General features: G+C 34.7%; 30 protein-coding genes. All 30 read left to right on the top strand.

Annotated features, from left to right (window positions below):
- The 30 genes from rpsC (at position 1) to ACQY29_RS00405 (ending at position 19,117) form a co-directional block, all read left to right on the top strand.
- On the top strand, positions 1-744 hold the full coding sequence (gene rpsC / locus ACQY29_RS00550; protein WP_428223339.1) for a 30S ribosomal protein S3: 744 nt from the start codon (positions 1-3) through the stop codon (positions 742-744).
- An 18-nt stretch (positions 745-762) separates the two neighbouring features.
- Positions 763-1,188, top strand: a complete 426-nt coding sequence (rplP, locus tag ACQY29_RS00545; RefSeq protein WP_088390179.1) for a 50S ribosomal protein L16 — start codon at positions 763-765, stop codon at positions 1,186-1,188.
- 11 nt (positions 1,189-1,199) lie between these two features.
- Positions 1,200-1,391, top strand: a complete 192-nt coding sequence (gene rpmC / locus ACQY29_RS00540; RefSeq protein WP_088390181.1) for a 50S ribosomal protein L29 — start codon at positions 1,200-1,202, stop codon at positions 1,389-1,391.
- A gap of 15 nt (positions 1,392-1,406) precedes the next feature.
- Positions 1,407-1,664: a 30S ribosomal protein S17 gene (rpsQ, locus tag ACQY29_RS00535; RefSeq protein ID WP_073311703.1), complete on the top strand. Its 258-nt coding sequence runs from the start codon at positions 1,407-1,409 to the stop codon at positions 1,662-1,664.
- 2 nt (positions 1,665-1,666) lie between these two features.
- Positions 1,667-2,035 carry a 50S ribosomal protein L14 gene (rplN, locus tag ACQY29_RS00530; protein ID WP_014166275.1) on the top strand — a complete coding sequence of 123 codons (369 nt, stop codon included), beginning with the start codon at positions 1,667-1,669 and terminating at the stop codon, positions 2,033-2,035.
- Positions 2,036-2,046: 11 nt separating this feature from the next.
- Complete coding sequence (gene rplX, locus ACQY29_RS00525; protein ID WP_088390183.1) at positions 2,047-2,358, top strand: 50S ribosomal protein L24; 312 nt, start codon at positions 2,047-2,049, stop codon at positions 2,356-2,358.
- A gap of 2 nt (positions 2,359-2,360) precedes the next feature.
- Positions 2,361-2,912 (top strand): 50S ribosomal protein L5, encoded by a 552-nt coding sequence (gene rplE, locus ACQY29_RS00520; protein WP_428223338.1) that lies wholly within the window; start codon positions 2,361-2,363, stop codon positions 2,910-2,912.
- Positions 2,913-2,915: 3 nt separating this feature from the next.
- Positions 2,916-3,185: a 30S ribosomal protein S14 gene (rpsN, locus tag ACQY29_RS00515; protein WP_073311697.1), complete on the top strand. Its 270-nt coding sequence runs from the start codon at positions 2,916-2,918 to the stop codon at positions 3,183-3,185.
- Between the two features lie 109 nt (positions 3,186-3,294).
- Positions 3,295-3,693: a 30S ribosomal protein S8 gene (gene rpsH / locus ACQY29_RS00510; protein ID WP_428223337.1), complete on the top strand. Its 399-nt coding sequence runs from the start codon at positions 3,295-3,297 to the stop codon at positions 3,691-3,693.
- A 13-nt stretch (positions 3,694-3,706) separates the two neighbouring features.
- Positions 3,707-4,252, top strand: a complete 546-nt coding sequence (gene rplF / locus ACQY29_RS00505; protein WP_428223336.1) for a 50S ribosomal protein L6 — start codon at positions 3,707-3,709, stop codon at positions 4,250-4,252.
- A gap of 11 nt (positions 4,253-4,263) precedes the next feature.
- A complete protein-coding gene (gene rplR, locus ACQY29_RS00500) occupies positions 4,264-4,617 on the top strand; it encodes a 50S ribosomal protein L18 (protein ID WP_428223335.1) in 354 nt (117 codons plus the stop codon).
- A 6-nt stretch (positions 4,618-4,623) separates the two neighbouring features.
- Entirely contained in the window at positions 4,624-5,148 is a 525-nt protein-coding gene (gene rpsE, locus ACQY29_RS00495) for a 30S ribosomal protein S5 (protein WP_428223334.1), read from the top strand.
- A gap of 12 nt (positions 5,149-5,160) precedes the next feature.
- Entirely contained in the window at positions 5,161-5,343 is a 183-nt protein-coding gene (gene rpmD / locus ACQY29_RS00490; protein ID WP_428223333.1) for a 50S ribosomal protein L30, read from the top strand.
- A gap of 12 nt (positions 5,344-5,355) precedes the next feature.
- Entirely contained in the window at positions 5,356-5,808 is a 453-nt protein-coding gene (gene rplO / locus ACQY29_RS00485; protein ID WP_428223332.1) for a 50S ribosomal protein L15, read from the top strand.
- Between the two features lie 13 nt (positions 5,809-5,821).
- Entirely contained in the window at positions 5,822-7,168 is a 1,347-nt protein-coding gene (secY, locus tag ACQY29_RS00480; protein ID WP_428223331.1) for a preprotein translocase subunit SecY, read from the top strand.
- Position 7,169: 1 nt separating this feature from the next.
- A complete protein-coding gene (gene infA / locus ACQY29_RS00475) occupies positions 7,170-7,385 on the top strand; it encodes a translation initiation factor IF-1 (protein WP_026714631.1) in 216 nt (71 codons plus the stop codon).
- 1 nt (position 7,386) lies between these two features.
- Complete coding sequence (gene ykgO / locus ACQY29_RS00470) at positions 7,387-7,503, top strand: type B 50S ribosomal protein L36 (RefSeq protein WP_002987490.1); 117 nt, start codon at positions 7,387-7,389, stop codon at positions 7,501-7,503.
- A gap of 2 nt (positions 7,504-7,505) precedes the next feature.
- On the top strand, positions 7,506-7,880 hold the full coding sequence (gene rpsM, locus ACQY29_RS00465) for a 30S ribosomal protein S13 (RefSeq protein WP_088390201.1): 375 nt from the start codon (positions 7,506-7,508) through the stop codon (positions 7,878-7,880).
- An 11-nt stretch (positions 7,881-7,891) separates the two neighbouring features.
- Positions 7,892-8,275: a 30S ribosomal protein S11 gene (rpsK, locus tag ACQY29_RS00460; RefSeq protein ID WP_428223330.1), complete on the top strand. Its 384-nt coding sequence runs from the start codon at positions 7,892-7,894 to the stop codon at positions 8,273-8,275.
- Positions 8,276-8,399: 124 nt separating this feature from the next.
- Positions 8,400-9,005, top strand: a complete 606-nt coding sequence (rpsD, locus tag ACQY29_RS00455) for a 30S ribosomal protein S4 (protein WP_428223329.1) — start codon at positions 8,400-8,402, stop codon at positions 9,003-9,005.
- 22 nt (positions 9,006-9,027) lie between these two features.
- On the top strand, positions 9,028-10,020 hold the full coding sequence (locus tag ACQY29_RS00450; protein ID WP_428223328.1) for a DNA-directed RNA polymerase subunit alpha: 993 nt from the start codon (positions 9,028-9,030) through the stop codon (positions 10,018-10,020).
- A gap of 63 nt (positions 10,021-10,083) precedes the next feature.
- Positions 10,084-10,569, top strand: coding sequence for a 50S ribosomal protein L17 (gene rplQ / locus ACQY29_RS00445; RefSeq protein WP_428223327.1), 486 nt, complete (start codon positions 10,084-10,086; stop codon positions 10,567-10,569).
- 89 nt (positions 10,570-10,658) lie between these two features.
- A complete protein-coding gene (carA, locus tag ACQY29_RS00440) occupies positions 10,659-11,765 on the top strand; it encodes a glutamine-hydrolyzing carbamoyl-phosphate synthase small subunit (RefSeq protein ID WP_428223326.1) in 1,107 nt (368 codons plus the stop codon).
- A gap of 70 nt (positions 11,766-11,835) precedes the next feature.
- Entirely contained in the window at positions 11,836-13,128 is a 1,293-nt protein-coding gene (eno, locus tag ACQY29_RS00435; protein WP_428223325.1) for a phosphopyruvate hydratase, read from the top strand.
- 286 nt (positions 13,129-13,414) lie between these two features.
- Positions 13,415-13,813, top strand: a complete 399-nt coding sequence (locus ACQY29_RS00430; protein WP_428223324.1) for a hypothetical protein — start codon at positions 13,415-13,417, stop codon at positions 13,811-13,813.
- Positions 13,804-14,355 carry a hypothetical protein gene (locus ACQY29_RS00425; RefSeq protein ID WP_428223323.1) on the top strand — a complete coding sequence of 184 codons (552 nt, stop codon included), beginning with the start codon at positions 13,804-13,806 and terminating at the stop codon, positions 14,353-14,355. Before ACQY29_RS00430 ends, ACQY29_RS00425 begins: the two co-directional genes overlap by 10 nt.
- Before the next feature lie 24 nt (positions 14,356-14,379).
- Entirely contained in the window at positions 14,380-15,288 is a 909-nt protein-coding gene (locus ACQY29_RS00420; protein WP_428223322.1) for a hypothetical protein, read from the top strand.
- Between the two features lie 2 nt (positions 15,289-15,290).
- On the top strand, positions 15,291-15,953 hold the full coding sequence (locus ACQY29_RS00415) for a hypothetical protein (protein WP_428223321.1): 663 nt from the start codon (positions 15,291-15,293) through the stop codon (positions 15,951-15,953).
- Between the two features lie 508 nt (positions 15,954-16,461).
- The gene (locus ACQY29_RS00410) at positions 16,462-17,745 is read left to right on the top strand and encodes a citrate synthase (RefSeq protein WP_428223320.1); all 1,284 of its coding nucleotides are present in this window, start codon (positions 16,462-16,464) and stop codon (positions 17,743-17,745) included.
- Positions 17,746-18,160: 415 nt separating this feature from the next.
- Positions 18,161-19,117, top strand: coding sequence for an arginase (locus ACQY29_RS00405; protein ID WP_428223319.1), 957 nt, complete (start codon positions 18,161-18,163; stop codon positions 19,115-19,117).
- Positions 19,118-19,182 lie beyond the last annotated feature (65 nt).

Below are 19,182 nucleotides of genomic sequence, written 5' to 3'. Positions count from 1 at the left end.
ATGGGACAAAAGACTAATCCAATCGGAAATCGCCTTGGTATCATCAGAGGATGGGATTCTAACTGGTATGGTGGTAATGACTACGGTGATAAAATCGCTGAAGATTACAAAATCAGAAAGTATATCCACGCTCGTTTATCAAAAGCTAGTGTATCTAAAGTAATCATCGAGAGAACTTTAAAACTTGTAACCGTTACTATCACTACTGCTAGACCTGGTATCATTATCGGAAAAGGTGGTCAAGAGGTAGACAAGTTAAAAGAAGAACTTAAGAAAATTACTGACAAAGAGGTTCAAATCAACATCTTTGAAATCAAAAGACCTGAGTTAGACGCTTATTTAGTTGCTAACAGCATCTGTCGTCAAATTGAAGGTCGTATTTCTTACAGAAGAGCAATCAAAATGGCTATTGCAGCTTCTATGAGAATGAACGCTGAAGGTATCAAAGTAATGATTTCTGGTCGTTTAAATGGTGCTGAAATGGCACGTTCTGAGAATTTCAAAGAAGGACGTATTCCTCTATCAACTTTCAGAGCTGACATCGATTATGCTTTAGCTGAAGCACATACTACTTACGGTAGAATGGGAGTTAAAGTATGGATCATGAAAGGTGAAGTTTACGGAAAAAGAGACCTTTCTCCACTTGTAGGTATGGATAAAAAAGCTGCACAAGGTGGTAAAGGTGGTGATGCTCCACGTGGTGGAAAATCAAACGGTAAACAAGGAGCTCGTAAAAGAAAGTAATTTTTAAATTAAAGAAAAATGTTACAGCCTAAAAGAACAAAATACCGTAAGGTACAGAAAGGTAGAATGAAAGGGAACTCTAATAGAGGTCACGAACTTTCAAATGGAATGTTTGGAATTAAATCAGTTCACGAAACTGGTGCTTTCTTAACTTCACGCCAAATCGAAGCGGCTCGTATTGCAGCAACTCGTTTTATGAAACGTGAAGGGCAATTATGGATCAAAATTTTCCCAGACAAACCTATCACTAAGAAGCCTCTTGAAGTACGTATGGGTAAAGGTAAAGGTGCAGTTGAATACTGGGCTGCTGTTGTTAAACCAGGAAGAATTATGTTTGAGGTAGGTGGTGTGCCACTAGCAGTTGCAAAAGAGGCTTTACGTCTTGCAGCTCAAAAATTACCAGTAAAAACTAAATTCGTCGTTGCTAGAGATTTCGAAGCATAATATATAAAATTATGAAACAGTCAGAAATTAAAAATCTATCTGCAGCTGAGTTACAAGAAAAGCTAGTTCAATTGAAAAAGACCTATGCCGACTTAACAATTGCTCATGCTATTTCTCCAATTGAGAATCCACTTCAAATTAGAAGTTTAAGACGTTCAGTAGCAAGAATTGCAACTGAATTAAGCAAAAGAGAGCTTCAATAAAATTCAGCTGAAAAGATGGAAAAAAGAAATTTAAGAAAAGAAAGAATTGGTGTAGTTACTTCTAACAAAATGGATAAGTCTATTGTTGTTTCTCAAGTAACAAGAGTAAAACACCCATTATATGGTAAGTTCGTGTTAAAAACTAAGAAATATGTTGCACACGATGAAACAAACGACTGTAACATTGGTGATACAGTAAAGATCATGGAAACAAGACCTTTGTCTAAATCTAAATGTTGGAGATTAGTTGAAATTATTGAAAGAGCGAAATAATTATGGTACAACAGGAATCAAGACTAAAAGTAGCAGATAATACGGGAGCTAAAGAAGTTTTAACTATCCGTGTTTTAGGTGGAACAAAAAGACGTTACGCCTCAGTTGGTGACAAAATTGTAGTAGCTATCAAAGATGCAACTCCTAACGGTAACGTTAAGAAAGGTGCGGTTTCAACTGCAGTTGTTGTTAGAACTAAAAAAGAAGTAAGAAGAGCAGATGGATCTTACATCCGTTTCGATGATAACGCTTGTGTATTATTAAATGCAGCAGGTGAAATGAGAGGAACTCGTGTATTCGGTCCTGTAGCTAGAGAACTTCGTGAAAAACAATTCATGAAAATTGTATCATTAGCACCGGAAGTGCTTTAATTATTATTATGATGATGAAGCTAAAATTAAAATCAGGAGATACAGTAAAAGTTATCGCTGGTGACCACAAAGGTGCTGAAGGTAAAGTTTTACGTGTAATCCGTGAAAAAAACAAAGCGGTAGTTGAGGGTGTAAACATGGTGTCTAAACACACTAAGCCAAGTGCTAAAAATCCTCAAGGTGGAATCGTTAAAATGGAAGCTCCTATCCACGTTTCTAACTTAATGTTAGTAGATGCTAAAGGTAATGCTACTAAAGTTGGTTTTAAAGTAGAGGGAGATAAGAAAGTAAGATTTTCAAAAAAATCTAATCAAGTATTATAGTAATGGCTTATATACCTAGACTAAAAGAAGAATATAAGAGCAGAGTAATTGCTGCTCTTACAGCTGAATTCGGTTACAAAAACGTAATGCAAGTTCCTAAATTGGAAAAAATCGTTTTAAGTAAAGGAGTTGGAGCTGCAGTGTCAGATAAGAAACTTATCGATTACGCTGTTGAAGAGTTAACGAAAATTACTGGGCAAAAAGCGGTAGCTACTATCTCTAAAAAAGACGTTGCGTCTTTCAAATTGAGAAAAGGGATGCCAATTGGTGCTAAAGTAACTTTACGTGGAGAAAGAATGTATGAATTCTTAGACCGTTTAATCACGGCTTCTTTACCGCGTGTAAGAGACTTCGGTGGTATTAAATCTACAGGTTTTGACGGTAGAGGTAACTACAACCTTGGTGTTCTTGAGCAAATCATCTTCCCTGAAATTGATATCGATAAAGTGAATAAAATTACTGGTATGGATATCACTTTCGTAACATCTGCTCAAACAGATAAGGAAGCAAAATCATTATTAGCTGAATTAGGTTTACCTTTTAAAAAGAATTAAGACATGGCTAAAGAATCAATGAAAGCCCGCGAGGTGAAAAGACAAAAAACGGTTGAAAAATATGCAGAGAAAAGAAAAGCTTTATTAGAAGCTGGTGATTACGCTGCATTACAAAAATTACCGAAAAATGCTTCGCCAGTTCGTTTACACAATCGTTGTAAATTAACAGGTAGACCAAGAGGGTATATGCGTCAATTCGGAATTTCTCGTGTTACTTTCCGTGAAATGGCAAATTCAGGATTGATCCCAGGAGTGAAAAAAGCTTCTTGGTAGTTTAAAAAAAGTTTTGTACTTTTGCAAACTGAAAATAATTAAGTTTAACGGGTTATAGGTTCAACTCACTAAAAAGTGAGTTGAAAACCATAACCACAATTTTGTTTATATGTATACAGATCCAATTGCGGATTTCTTAACGCGAGTTAGAAATGCATCGAAAGCTAACCACAAAGTGGTTGAGATTCCTGCATCTAAGTTGAAAAAAGAAATCACAAAAATCTTATTCGATCAGGGTTATATCCTTAGCTACAAATTCGAAAATGAGACTGTTCAAGGAACAATCAAAATCGCTTTAAAGTATGATAAAGATACTAAAGAAGCGGTAATCAAGAACATTCAAAGAATTAGTAAACCAGGTTTACGTAAGTATGCAGGTGCTTCTAAATTACCTAGAATCTTAAACGGTTTAGGTGTTGCTATCGTGTCAACTTCTAAAGGAGTGATGACTGACAAGCAAGCTAGACAGTTAAATGTAGGTGGTGAAGTAGTTTGTTACGTATACTAAAAAAAGTTAAGAGATGTCAAGAATAGGAAAAAGTCCAATCGCCATTCCTGCTGGGGTAACTGTAGAATTAAATGGTTCAGTTATCACTGTAAAAGGAAAATTAGGGCAACTTTCTCAAGAGATTACTGACAACGTAACAGTAACTGTTGAAGAAAATCAAGTTCTTGTTTCAAGAGCTGCAGATAGCAAAGTAGAAAGAGCGCAACACGGTTTATACCGCGCTTTAATCAATAACATGATTACAGGTGTTTCTACTGGTTTTACAAAAGAATTAGAATTAGTGGGTGTAGGTTACCGTGCTTCTAATCAAGGAAATAAACTTGATTTAGCTTTAGGGTACTCTCACAATATTATTTTAGAAGTAGCTCCAGAGGTAACTGTGGAAACTGTTTCTGAAAAAGGTAAGAACCCAATTGTAAAGCTAACTTCTTTCGACAAACAATTAGTAGGTCAAGTTGCGGCGAAAATCCGTGGTTTCCGTAAGCCTGAACCGTACAAAGGAAAAGGTATTAAGTTTGTAGGTGAAGTATTAAGAAGAAAAGCAGGTAAATCAGCTTAAAAGATAAGATTATGTCATTAACAAAATCTGAAAGAAGACAAAGAATACAGTACAGAGTTAGAAAAATTGTAAGCGGAACTGCTGCAAGACCTCGTTTATCTGTATTCAGAAGTAACAAAGAAATCTATGCTCAGCTTATAGATGATGTGAATGGTGTTACGTTGTTAGCTGCTTCTTCTCGTGAGAAAGAAGTGGATACAAAAGGTACTAAAGTTGAAGTTGCAGCAGTAGTTGGAAAATTAGTTGCTGAAAGAGCTTTAAAAGCAGGTATCGAAACTGTAACATTTGATAGAGGTGGTAACTTATACCACGGTCGTGTTAAATCATTAGCAGAAGGCGCTAGAGCGGCTGGATTAAAATTCTAAGAAATTATGTATCATAATTATAAAAACGTAGAACTAGTAAAAGCAGCTGGTCTTGAATTGAAAGATCGTCTGGTTAATGTAAATCGTGTTACTAAAGTTACTAAAGGTGGTAGAGCATTCGGTTTCTCAGCTATCGTAGTAGTAGGTGACGAGAACGGTGTAGTGGGTCACGGTTTAGGGAAATCTAAAGATGTTTCTGAAGCTATTGCTAAAGCAGTAGAAGATGCTAAGAAAAACTTAGTTAGAATTCCTTTAAGTGGACAATCTGTACCTCACGAGCAAAAAGGTAAATTCGGTGGAGCTAGAGTATTATTAATGCCTGCTTCTCACGGTACTGGAGTAATTGCTGGTGGTGCTGTACGTGCGGTTCTTGAATCAGTAGGTGTTCACGATGTATTGTCAAAATCTCAAGGTTCTTCTAACCCTCATAATGTGGTAAAAGCAACTTTCGATGCTTTATTACAAATGAGAAGTGCTGCTACTGTAGCTAAACAAAGAGGAGTATCTTTAGAGAAAGTATTCAAAGGTTAATTCAACGAAATTATGGCTAAGATATTAGTAAAACAAGTAAGAAGCAAAATCAATTGTCCTCAAGATCAAAAGAGAACAATCGAAGCTTTAGGACTTCGTAAAATGGGTCAAGTAGTTGAGCATGAAGCAACTCCTGCAATCCTTGGAATGGTGAATAAAGTTAAACACTTAGTTTCTGTTGAAGAAGCTAAATAACAATAGATTGTTATGAATTTAAGTAATTTACAGCCAGCTGAAGGTTCAACGCATAACCAAAACAAAAGAGTAGGTAGAGGTGAAGGTTCTGGTAAAGGTGGTACTGCGGCTCGTGGTCACAAAGGAGCTAAATCACGTTCTGGTTACTCTAAGAAAATTGGTTTCGAAGGGGGTCAAATGCCTCTTCAAAGACGTGTTCCTAAGTTTGGATTCAAAAATATTAATAGAGTAGAGTATCAAGGTGTAAACTTAGATACATTACAAACTCTAGTTGATAATGGTATTGTAACAGATTCAGTAGATTTCACTACTTTAGTTGCAAACCGTTTGGCTACTAAAACTGAAGTTGTTAAAATTTTAGGTAGAGGTGAGCTAAAAGCTAAATTAAAAGTTAGTGCACACAAATTCACTGCATCTGCAAAAGCAGCTATCGAAGCAGCTGGTGGAGAAGCTATAGAATTATAATTTTCTAGACACGATGAAAAAATTTATTGAATCGTTACAAAACGTTTGGAAAATTGAGGAACTAAGAAACAGAGTCCTATTTACTTTAGGACTTCTGTTAGTTTATCGTTTCGGAGCTCACGTAACATTACCGGCAATTGATGCAACTAAGTTGCAAGGGTTAACTAATCAAACCGATAAAGGTATTGGTTGGTTAATTAACGTGTTTACGGGTGGTGCTTTTTCACAAGCATCAGTGTTTGCGTTGGGTATTATGCCTTATATTTCAGCTTCAATTGTAGTTCAGTTAATGGGAATTGCGGTTCCTTATTTACAAAAATTACAAAAAGAGGGTGAAAGTGGTAGAAAGAAAATGAACCAAATTACAAGATGGTTGACGATTGGTATTACTTTAGTACAAGGTCCTGGTTATATCTATAACTTATACCGTACTTTACCTGCTGATGCTTTCTTATTAGGATTCAATTCATTTGCTTTCTTATTCTCTTCTGTTCTTATCCTTGCTACAGGAACTATGTTCGCTATGTGGTTAGGTGAAAAGATTACAGATAAAGGTATTGGGAACGGTATTTCTTTGTTAATCTTAGTAGGTATTGTTGCTCGTTTACCACAAGCATTTGCTCAAGAGTTTTCATCTGCTGTTTCTCAAAACAACGGAGGTTTAATGAAGATTGTTGTAGAAATCATCGTGTGGTTATTAGTGATCATTGCATGTGTGTTAATGACTATGGCCGTTAGAAAAGTTGCGGTGCAATATGCACGTCGTAGTGTTTCTGGGGACTTAGAGCAAGACTTAATGGATGCAAACCGTCAGTTTATTCCATTAAAGTTAAATGCTTCTGGGGTTATGCCTATCATTTTTGCGCAAGCAATTATGTTTATTCCTGCAGCTGTAGCTGGTTTATCTTCATCGGAAACAGCTCAATCTATCAGTACAAGATTTCAAAACATATTCGGTTGGGAGTATAATTTGTTGTTTGCTACGTTAATCGTAATTTTTACGTACTTTTACACAGCAATTACAATGCCAACGAGTAGAATGGCTGATGATTTGAAAAGAAGTGGTGGTTTCGTACCAGGGGTTAAACCAGGTATTGAAACAGCAGACTTTTTAGATCATGTGATGTCTTTAATTACTTTCCCAGGAGCTATATTCTTAGCATTACTTGCTGTGTTCCCAGCAATCGTGCAAGGAGTGTTAGGTGTACAAACACAATGGGCTTTGTTTTTTGGAGGTACATCACTATTGATTTTGGTTGGAGTTGCAATCGACACTATTCAACAAATTAACTCATACTTGTTAAACCAACAGTATGATGGTTTGATGAAAACTGGTAAAAACCGTAAAGCAATAGCTTAATATGGCAAAACAATCAGCAATAGAACAAGACGGATCCATCATTGAAGCATTGTCAAATGCGATGTTCCGTGTAGAATTAGAAAATGGGCATGTGGTAATTGCTCACATTTCAGGAAAGATGCGTATGCACTATATCAAATTGTTACCTGGTGACAAAGTGAAACTTGAAATGAGCCCTTACGACTTGTCAAAAGCAAGAATTACTTATAGATACTAAAATGAAAGTAAGAGCATCAGTAAAGAAGAGAAGTGCGGAATGCATTATCGTTCGCAGAAAAGGAAGATTATACGTTATTAACAAAAAGAATCCTAGATTTAAACAAAGACAAGGATAATTATGGCAAGAATAGCAGGGGTAGATATACCTAAAAATAAGAGAGGTGTCATTGCTTTGACATATATCTTCGGAATTGGAAAAAGTAGAGCAATCGAAATTTTAGAGAAAGCTCAAGTTAGCCAAGATAAAAAAGTGTCTGAATGGAATGACGATGAAATCGGCGCAATCCGTGAAGCGGTTTCTTATTACAAAATTGAAGGAGAATTACGTTCTGAAACTTCATTAAACATCAAACGTTTAATGGATATCGGATGTTACAGAGGTATCCGTCACAGATCTGGTCTTCCTTTAAGAGGGCAAAGAACTAAGAACAATTCTAGAACAAGAAAAGGTAAAAGAAAAACTGTTGCTAACAAGAAGAAAGCAACTAAATAATAATTAGTAATATGGCGAAAGCAAATACAAAAAAACGTAAAGTTGTTGTTGAGTCTACTGGTGAGGCACACGTAAGTTCAACTTTTAACAACATCATCATTTCTTTAACAAACAAGAAAGGTGAAGTTGTAGCTTGGTCATCTGCTGGAAAAATGGGTTTCAGAGGTTCTAAAAAGAATACTCCGTATGCAGCTCAAATGGCAGCAGAAGATTGCTCAAAAGTTGCTTTAGAAGCTGGTCTTAAAAAAGTGAAGGTGTTCGTTAAAGGACCTGGAAACGGAAGAGAATCAGCTATCCGCTCACTACACAACTCAGGTATTGAAGTTACTGAAATCATCGACGTAACTCCTATGCCACACAACGGTTGTCGTCCGGCAAAAAGACGTAGAGTATAATGATTGCTGAATTTATTCAGCATTCATTATAATTTTATAATTTAAGTATAACTAGGTTGAATATAGATTATCGGAGGATAAGTAAGACCTGAATTCATAATCTCAACCTTAAAAATTTATTAAAATGGCAAGATATACTGGTCCAAAAACTAAAATTGCTCGTAAATTTGGCGAAGCAATCTTCGGAGACGACAGAGCCTTCGAAAAAAGAAACTACCCTCCAGGGCAACATGGTTTAGCTAAAAAAAGAGGTAAAAAATCTGAATATGCTATCCAGTTAATGGAAAAGCAAAAAGCTAAATATACTTACGGTATTTTAGAAAAACAATTCAGAAATTTATTCGAAAAAGCTTCTGCTGCTTCTGGTGTAACAGGTGAAATCCTTTTACAATTATGTGAATCTCGTTTAGATAACGTAGTTTACAGAATGGGTGTTGCTCCTTCTAGAAGAGCTGCAAGACAAATCGTAACTCACAGACATATTACAGTAAATGGTGAAGTGGTTAACGTTCCTTCTTACCATTTAAAACCAGGTGACAAAGTTGCTGTTCGTGAAAAATCTAAATCTTTAGAAACGATCGAACGTTCTTTAGCTGCTGCTTCTCAAGTATATGAGTGGATCGTATGGAACAATGATACTAAAGAAGGTACTTTCGTATCAGCTCCTAAGAGAATTCAAATTACTGAGAATATTAAAGAACAACTAATTGTCGAATTGTACAACAAATAATAATTGACACCAGTCGAAATTTATGGCAATATTTAATTTTCAGAAGCCCGATAAAGTTATCATGATCGATTCAACTGATTTCGAAGGAAAATTCGAATTCAGACCGCTTGAACCAGGCTACGGATTGACTGTTGGTAACGCTTTAAGAAGAGTATTACTTTCTGCTCTTGAGGGTTATGCAATCACTTCTATTCGTATTGAAGGAGTGGAGCATGAGTTCTCTACAATTCCTGGAGTAGTTGAAGATGTTACTGAAATTATCCTTAACTTAAAACAAGTGCGTTTCAAACGTCAGATTGAAGATATCGATAACGAATCAGTAACTATATCGCTTTCAGGTAAAGACCAAATTACTGCTGGTGACTTTCAAAAATTCATCTCTGGATTTCAAGTTTTGAACCCAGAATTGGTAATTTGCAACTTAGACAGTGAAGTAAGCCTTAACATGGAAATGACTATCGAGAAAGGTCGTGGTTATGTGCCTGCTGAGGAAAACAAAAAACAAAATGCTGCAATCGGTACTATTTTTACTGATTCAATCTTTACTCCAGTAAAGAATGTGAAGTACGCTATCGAAAACTTCCGTGTTGAGCAAAAAACAGATTACGAAAAATTAGTTTTCGAAATCAAAACGGATGGATCTATCCACCCTAAAGATGCTTTAACCGAAGCTGCTAAAGTATTAATTCACCATTTTATGTTATTCTCTGATGAGAGAATTACTCTTGAGGCTGATGAAATTGCTCAAACAGAATCATATGACGAGGAATCGTTACACATGAGACAGTTACTAAAAACTAAATTAGTTGATATGGACTTGTCTGTTAGAGCGTTAAACTGCTTGAAGGCTGCTGAAGTTGATACATTAGGCGATTTAGTATCGTTCAATAAACACGACTTAATGAAATTCCGCAATTTTGGTAAAAAATCATTAACTGAGCTTGATGAATTAGTAGCCAATAAGAACTTAACGTTCGGAATGGATTTGTCAAAATATAAGTTAGATAGAGAATAATTTGCTTCATATTTTGCTCTCCAAGGTGGATTGATGCAAGATGAAGTGTAAAATAGCAATGTCATGAGACACGGAAAAAAAGTAAACCATTTAAGCAGACAGACTGGACATAGAAAAGCTATGTTGGCTAATATGGCTTGTTCGTTAATCGAACACAAGCGTATTAACACTACTGTTGCTAAAGCTAAAGCGCTTAAACAATTTGTTGAGCCTTTAGTAACTAAATCAAAAGAGGATACTACTCATAATCGTCGTACAGTTTTCGCTTATTTAAGAAGCAAATATGCGGTTACTGAATTATTCAGAGATGTAGCTGCTAAAGTAGGTGACCGTCCAGGAGGATACACGCGTATCATCAAGTTAGGTAACCGTTTAGGAGATAACGCTGATATGGCAATGATTGAGTTTGTAGACTTTAACGAAATCTACAACGGTGGTAAAAAAGAAGTTAAAAAAGCTAAAAGCCGTCGTGGTGGTGTTAAAGCTAAAAAAGCTGAAGGTGCTGCTGAAACTCCTGCAACTGAAGAATCTTCTGAATCTGCAGAATAATATGATGCTCAATTCATAAATATAAAAAAGGATGAACTTATTGGTTTATCCTTTTTTTTTTGAATAAATTTGCCAAACTTTTTTAAACAATGCAACACACAACAAAACAGTCTGCTATCTTATTGCTTGCAGACGGAACAATTTTTCACGGTAAATCTGTAGGAATATCAGGCAAAACTTTTGGAGAAGTTTGTTTTAACACAGGGACTACGGGTTATCAGGAAATTTTTACCGATCCTTCTTATTTTGGTCAAATCATGGTTACTACTAATGCACACATTGGGAACTATGGTGTAAATGCAGAGGAAGTAGAATCTGAAAAAATTATGATTTCAGGCTTAGTTTGTAAAAATTTCTCTAGTTTTCATTCACGTCCAAATTCTGAAAGTAATTTATTTGACTATTTTCAAAAGGAAAATCTGATTTGTATCTCAGATTTAGATACTCGTGCTTTAGTAAGTTATATTCGTGACCATGGTGCTCAAAATGCAGTTATCTGTACCGATGGAACTCCAGTAGAAGAATTACGAAAAGAATTAGCCGCTATTCCAGATATGAAAGGACTAGAATTAGCTTCTAAAGTTTCTACTACTGAACCTTATTTCTTTGGTGATGAAAATGCAACGTATAAAATTTCAGCTTTAGATTTAGGAATCAAAAAGAATATCCTACGTAATCTTGCTAAGCGTGATTGTTATATCAAAGTTTTTCCTTACAATGCTTCTTTTGAAGATTTAAAAAGTTTTAGCCCTGATGGGTATTTCTTGTCTAATGGGCCTGGTGATCCAGATCCATTGTATAGCGCACAAGAAGTAGCACGTCAAATCTTAGCCGAAAATAAACCCTTATTCGGTATTTGTTTAGGACACCAAGTAATTGCATTGGCTAATGGTGTATCTACTTATAAAATGTTTAATGGACATCGTGGAATTAACCACCCTGTAAAAAATATTTTGACAGGACGTGGCGAGATTACTTCTCAAAATCATGGTTTTGCCGTGAATAGAGAAGAATTAGAGCAACATGGAGAGTTAGAAATCACACACGTACATTTGAATGATGGTACTGTAGCTGGGATGCACATGAAAAACAAAAATTGTTTTTCGGTACAATATCACCCAGAAGCAAGTCCAGGACCTCACGATTCGTCGTATTTGTTTGATCAATTCATAGAAAATATTAAATCAACTAAATAATTTTAGATTGGAAAAGTCTCTTTTCTTAAAGATTCTAAATTCTAAATTCTAAATTCTAAATTTTTAAAAAATGAGCATAATTATAAAAGTTCACGCAAGACAAATCTTGGATTCAAGAGGAAATCCAACAGTAGAAGTTGATGTAATTACAGAAAACGGAATTTTAGGTCGTGCGGCAGTTCCTTCTGGTGCCTCTACAGGCGAGCATGAAGCTGTAGAATTACGCGATGGCGGTAATGCATTCATGGGGAAAGGTGTTATGAAAGCTGTTGAAAATGTAAATACAACTATTGCAGAAGCTTTAGTAGGTACTTCTGTTTTCGAACAAAATCTTATCGATAAAATCATGATCGATTTAGATGGAACAGCTAATAAATCTAAATTAGGAGCTAATGCTATTTTAGGAGTATCCTTAGCAGTAGCTAAAGCTGCGGCTAACGAATTGGGCTTGCCTTTATATCGTTACGTAGGTGGGGTGTCAGGAAATACGTTACCATTGCCTATGATGAATATCATCAATGGTGGTTCGCATTCTGATGCGCCTATTGCTTTCCAAGAGTTTATGATTATGCCAGTAAAAGCAACATCTTTTACGCATGCCATGCAAATGGGAACTGAAATTTTTCATAATTTAAAGAAAGTTTTACACGACAGAAACCTTTCTACCGCAGTTGGCGATGAAGGTGGTTTTGCACCTAACTTAGCGGGTGGTACTGAAGACGCTTTAGATTCAATCAAATTAGCAGTTGAAAAAGCAGGTTATACTTTTGGTGATGATATTATGATTGCTTTAGACTGTGCCGCTTCTGAGTTTTATGTAAACGGAAACTACGATTATACCAAGTTTGAAGGCGAAACAGGAAAAGTGAGAACATCTGCGGAACAGGCAGCTTATTTGGCAGAATTATGTGCTAAATACCCTATTGTTTCTATCGAAGATGGTATGCAAGAAAACGACTGGGACGGATGGAAATTGTTAACCGAACAAGTGGGTGATAAAGTGCAATTAGTAGGTGACGATTTGTTTGTGACTAATGTAGAGCGTTTAGCTACAGGAATCGAAAAAGGAATTGCTAATTCTATTTTGATTAAAGTAAACCAAATTGGTACGTTAACCGAAACAATTGCAGCGGTAAATATGGCGCATAACGCTGGATATACCTCTGTAATGTCTCACCGTTCGGGAGAAACTGAAGATAATACGATTGCGGATTTAGCGGTAGCATTAAACTGTGGTCAAATCAAGACAGGTTCCGCTTCACGTTCGGACCGTATGGCAAAATACAACCAGTTATTGCGCATAGAAGAGGAATTAGGTGATGTGGCTTATTTTCCTGGGAAAAATGCTTTTAAGGTAAAATAATTTATTTTTTTTTAATATTTAGAAAATCCTGAGTGCTAAGAAGTGCTCAGGATTTTTTTGCATTAAATGTAAATAATCCCAGCTCCCCAAAGTCTGAGCCGTAATTTAAAGATAGATTGCTACGTAAAAGTCTCCTGACTTTGTGTTAAGCTAGTAATGTAATTCTATTTTACATCTTTGCTTTTTCATTAAAAATCAAAATAAGAGATTTATCGAAAAATCGTTTAATTTGTGGTAGCTCAAAGTCGGGAGACTTTGCGCAGCTGAATATTATTTTACTTTTAAAATGAGCGACAAGGCGAATGATGTTGATCTTAAAATTGGTGATGTTGCACCATGGTTTAATAAAAATGCAAGTTTGGCTGGTGAACAGATAGAATTTTCAAAAAAGCTTCATACACTGGATATAAGTTATTTTGATAATATTGAGGCACAAGTAAGGATAAAAGGAGAATGGAGGAAATGTATAATGGAAGGGAAGTCAGTAGTTACTGAGGTTCAAACAGCTCTTAATAAATTACCAAAAAATGTTGCAGATGATATTGTAAACTATATAAACATTGATAAATCTGGAAAGAGATTAATGTATTTTAAAAATGCAGAAAAATCAGGTAAATTAGATAAAACAATTGAAGTATATCAACTATTTAAAAAGAATAAAATAAGAGATATCCTATGTTCTTAGCATTAGATAAATCACATGTTTTTCAGTCAAAATATCATGATATCAAATTAGTTGCAACCGAATTTGATGAGCCACATTATGGCCTTACACTCTGGCGATTTAAGCTATATTGTAATAGTGAAATTTACTATCATGAGTTTTTAGATTATGAAAATAAATTTTGCGGACTGCCATCTAATCTTGAAAATTTTATATTTGAATCTTCTAAAGGGGACTATCTTTTTATACCCTATGGATTGCTAGTTCTAAATACAAAAAATCTATATTTGGATAAGTATGAAACACAAGTGGGGGCTAACAATGATTTTATTGCAAATATTTTCATTGAAAAACATCTGGTAGTTTTAAGAGAACGTGGTATATATATTGTCGATTTGATAAATAAAAAAATGGTTCAAAAATTATTTTTGTTTGAGGAATTAAAATTTGAAAAGATATGGAGTGTAAAAAACAATGCGAATTTTTTATACAAGGACAAAATATCAGGAGAAACAAAAATTATGATGTATAATTTAGAAAAAAAAGAATTTGTAAATGACTGAATTTAAAAATATTGCATTATTTTTTTGTTATTATTAACAAATTTAGCTTTTACTCAATCTTGTAATTTTGATGATTTAGTAAGAGATCTTTCTTCAGAAGGGAGTTCTTTCAAAAAAATTGTTGAACAAGAAAACGGTTTCCAAGCATGGAGGATATTAGCTGTTGAAGCTCCTGATTTTAGAACAAATTTAGACGAAATAGATTTAGTTTCTAAAAATTTGGCTGCTATAAAAAATGCGGGGGGGTATAGTAAATGGAAAAATGCTATAGGAGCAGGGAACTGGATTACATTAGAAAATAAACTTATTTCTAAACTATCTTCTACCATTGATGGAACGACTTTAAATAAGATGATTGCTCAAATGAAGAATGCTGGGGATGATGGAATGAAATTAGCACTTCGCATTGAAAAAGGTAATTTAGAAAGTATTGACGGTTATACTTCATTAATTAAGAACTCATCTGTCGATAACCATTCAATTAAAGCTGTAAATCAAGCATTGGATAAAGCTGATAATTTGGTTGTAAATGGTAAAAGTAAAGAATTGCTACGTTTTGAAGATAACCCTACAGGTTATGAAATAGATTTAGGTGTTAAAACTTCACCGAATTCAAGCACCTATTCAGAAGCGTATCAATTTAAAACAAATACGACCTATCTTTCAAAAAGTTCTATACAAGGTGCTTCAAGTCAGTTAAATAATGCACCTACTACTAAAAGAATCATCGAATTTAAACTAATTGATGGAGATAATATCAATATAATAAAAAATAATGAAGCATTAAAAACTGAATTCAAATTTCAATTATACGATAAGAGGTTGAAGCCTACCAATAATATTGTTATTGATGAATTTCATTTGTTATCAAATACTGGCGAAAAAGTAAGGGTAGTTTATCAAGACGGCAACCTTCAGTTTATTAGTTTTTAATTATGAAATTATACATATCGAGAAAAATAAGGGGGCATAGGCATTTTGATAACAGTAAGGGAATTTATGATTATGAAAATGCTCCATATACTGAAATTTTAGATGTTTTAAAAATTATATTAGAGGAGTTGGTTAAATCAAAAATGCTTATTCCTAAAAGAATAAATGGTATAGAGTCAGACTTAGAATACAGTACCGTTGATGAATTAGTAGATAAAATTTTTAAAAGTAATTTATTAGAAAATACTTTTGAATTTGATATCACTGGAGATACTATAATTTATACAAATACAGGAGAGGAACTTCATTCAGGGATCTTCGAATTGAATAGTTTTCGAACATTCCAACAATGTTTTTCCATTTTAACTAAATCTGATATATGGCTTCCAATGGCATTTGATGAAGATAGCAATGCGTTTGTTTGGAATATTGAGCGGTATAATTTGAACTACCAAAGATTACCTAATGTTTTAAATAAAATTAATGAATTATTGCATTGGGAACCCTTTCCAACTAAAATCGTCTACAATGAAATGGGTGCTTTACAAGTTAAATCAGATATATTTTTGAGTGAAGAAATAATTACACGAGAATTTAATTCTAACCCTAATACCAATTTTAATTTGATTAACTATATTTCCAAATTATCAAAAAGTCAAATTTGATTAACTATATTTCCAAATTATCAAAAAGTCAAATTTGATACACCCTATGGCTCGGATTTACACAACCCTATCGCTCGGATTTACACAATCCAAATCTAAGCGTCTAGTTTTCAACGCAACAGTTAGCACAGAATTGCATTCTGTGCCCCGCTGCCCGAAGTCTCAGTCATAATTTTAAGATAGACATGCCGGCAAATGTCTCCTGACTTTGCGTTAAGCTAGTAATGTAAAACTATTTTACATATTTGCTTTTTCATTAAAAATCAAAATAAGTGATTTAGCAAAAAAGTTTAATTTGTGGTAGCTCAAAGTAATCCATTTATGAGTCAGGTTTTAAACCTTCTAGAAAAAAAACTGCATATGTAGTATTTTTTTCTTTTCTAAAATTGTAAACTTATTGCAAAACATTTATTAAATTTGAACAAAAGCATAGGGTATGTTTTTTAGTTTAACTGCAAATCCCTATTTTTGTTCAACTTATTAATACGATAAATTCCTATATTATATTATGTCAAAAACTGCAATATTAGAGTATGATGGCAAAAAGTACGAATTCCCAGTAATGGTGGGGAGTGAGAACGAAGCTGCTATCGATATTGAAAAATTACGCGCCTTAACTGGGGCAATTACTATAGATCCAGGGTATAAAAATTCAGGTTCTTGTACCAGTGAAATTACTTTTTTAGATGGTGAAGAAGGAATTTTACGTTACCGTGGCTATGCTATTGAAGAGTTAGCAGAAAAAGCAAATTTCTTAGAAGTATCTTATTTGATTATTTTTGGGGAATTGCCTACACAAGCGCAATTAGAAAAATTTGAGAATGATATCCGTAAATATACTTTAGTTAGTGAAGAAATGAAAAGCATCATCGATGGTTTTCCTAGAACTGCGCACCCAATGGGCGTATTGTCTTCATTAACTTCGGCTTTAACAGCCTTTAATCCAAAAGTGGTTAATGTTGAAAATGAAGCAGAAATGTACGAAGCGATTTGCAAAACTATGGGGAAATTCCTTGTTATTGCAACTTGGACCTACCGCAAAATGATGGGCTTCCCGTTCAATCATTATGATAATACCAAAGGGTATGTAGAAAACTTCATGCGTTTGATGTTCGAATTGCCTACAGGACCTTATGCAACCAATCCAACGGTTATTAATGCGTTAGATAAATTGTTTATTTTACATGCCGATCACGAGCAAAACTGTTCGACTTCAACGGTGCGTATTGTAGGTTCTTCGCATGCTGGTTTATTTGCTTCTATTTCTGCGGGGGTTTCTGCTTTGTGGGGACCTTTACACGGGGGAGCTAATCAAGCCGTATTAGAAATGCTTGAGCAAATCCAAAAAGATGGAGGTGATGCACAAAAAGCCTTAGCAAGAGCTAAAGATAAAAATGATGATTTCCGTTTGATGGGATTCGGACACAGAGTGTACAAAAATTTTGACCCTCGTGCGAAAATTATCAAAAAAGCTGCGGATGAAGTATTGGCTGAATTAGGGGTGAATGATCCTATTTTAAATATCGCTAAGCAATTAGAAGAAGCTGCTTTAAGTGATCCTTATTTCGTAGAGAGAAAATTATATCCAAACGTAGATTTCTATTCAGGTATCATTTACCGTGCTTTAGGAATTCCAACGGATATGTTTACAGTATTATTCGCAATTGGTCGTCTTCCAGGTTGGATTGCGCAATGGAAAGAAATGCGTATTAACAAGGAGCCAATCGGGCGTCCACGTCAGGTATATACAGGTTATCCTTTACGTTCATTTGTAGATATGGATAAAAGATAGTTAACAATAAGTTTAAAAAAGCGGTGAGAAATCATCGCTTTTTTAGTTAGGAGTTGTAAGAGAAAAGAGAAGAGATAAAAGAGAAAAGAGAAGAGATAAAAGAGAAAAGAGAAGAGATAAAAGATGATAGACAACAGATAAAAGATAAAAGATAATAGATGATAGAAAACAGAAAACAGAAAACAGATAACAGAAAACAGATAACCGACAACAGATAACCGACAACAGATAACAGATAACCGACAACCGATAACCGATAACCGACAACAGACAGCTATTCCCCTAAAAATAAATTTCTCTAATTTTTTCCTAGCTTCAAAACCCTTTTTTATATTTGCTACCGAACAATTTTCGCTTTTTGTAGAAATGTTTCTATAAGTATCGTTTTTACAATTTCGAGCCAACCCCAAAACATATGAGTAAGTCGATTACTTTTTTAATTAACAAATCTGAAATTACAGCAGGCACCCGTGGTGCTTCATTAGGTCCAGATGCGATTATGACTGCTGCAAGAAAAAAGGAAAGTTACATTTTTGGTGAAAACCAAGTGGAAAAACTTCAAAATGTAAATACATTCTTAGATAAACCCACTCAATATCCTTATGCAAAACGTATTGATGGGTTATTAGCAATTTATGAAGCTTTAAATGAAAAAGTATCTTCGTTGCTTAAAAGTGATCAATTCCCTATTATTTTAGCAGCCGACCATGGATCAGCAGGTGGTACTATTGCAGGGATAAAATCAGCTTTTCCTGATAAGCGCATTGGAGTGGTTTGGATTGATGCACACGCGGATATTCATACGCCTTACACAACTCCGTCCGGAAATATGCACGGTATGCCTTTAGCCTCTGTGATGAATATTGATAATTTGGAAAGTAAAATCAATAAGGTTGATGATAAAACCGTGGCGTTGTGGGAACAATTAAAAAACGTTGGTGGTGTAACCCAAAAAATTAATCCAGAAGATTTAGTGTATATTGCTGTTCGGGATACTGAAAAACAAGAAGAAGCCGTTATTGAACGTCTTGGTTTGAAATGGTATACCGTACAAGATGTACGTAATTTAGGCGTTTGGACACTAGTGAATAATATCAATACGCAATTAGCAAATTGTGATGTTATTTATGTTTCTTTTGATGTAGATTCCATGGATCCTGAATTAACATCTCATGGGACAGGTACTCCAGTGCCTCATGGACTAACGCCTCAAGAAGCTCAGGATTTATTAGTGCATTTGACATCTAACCCTAAAACAGCTTGTGTGGAAGTGGTGGAAGTGAATCCGTGTTTGGATGAAAAAGTGAATACTATGGCTGAAATTACGCTTGGTGTAGTTGAATCAGTAGTAAACGTAGTGAAAAATCGCTAATCGTATTTATAATAATTTTTAATTCCTTTTTGGTATAGAATGTTGTATTTTTATTCTATATCAAA

The sequence above is a fragment of the Flavobacterium sp. genome (assembly GCF_965262375.1).
GTDB lineage: Bacteria > Bacteroidota > Bacteroidia > Flavobacteriales > Flavobacteriaceae > Flavobacterium.
This window is presented reverse-complemented; position numbering and strand designations above follow the sequence as displayed.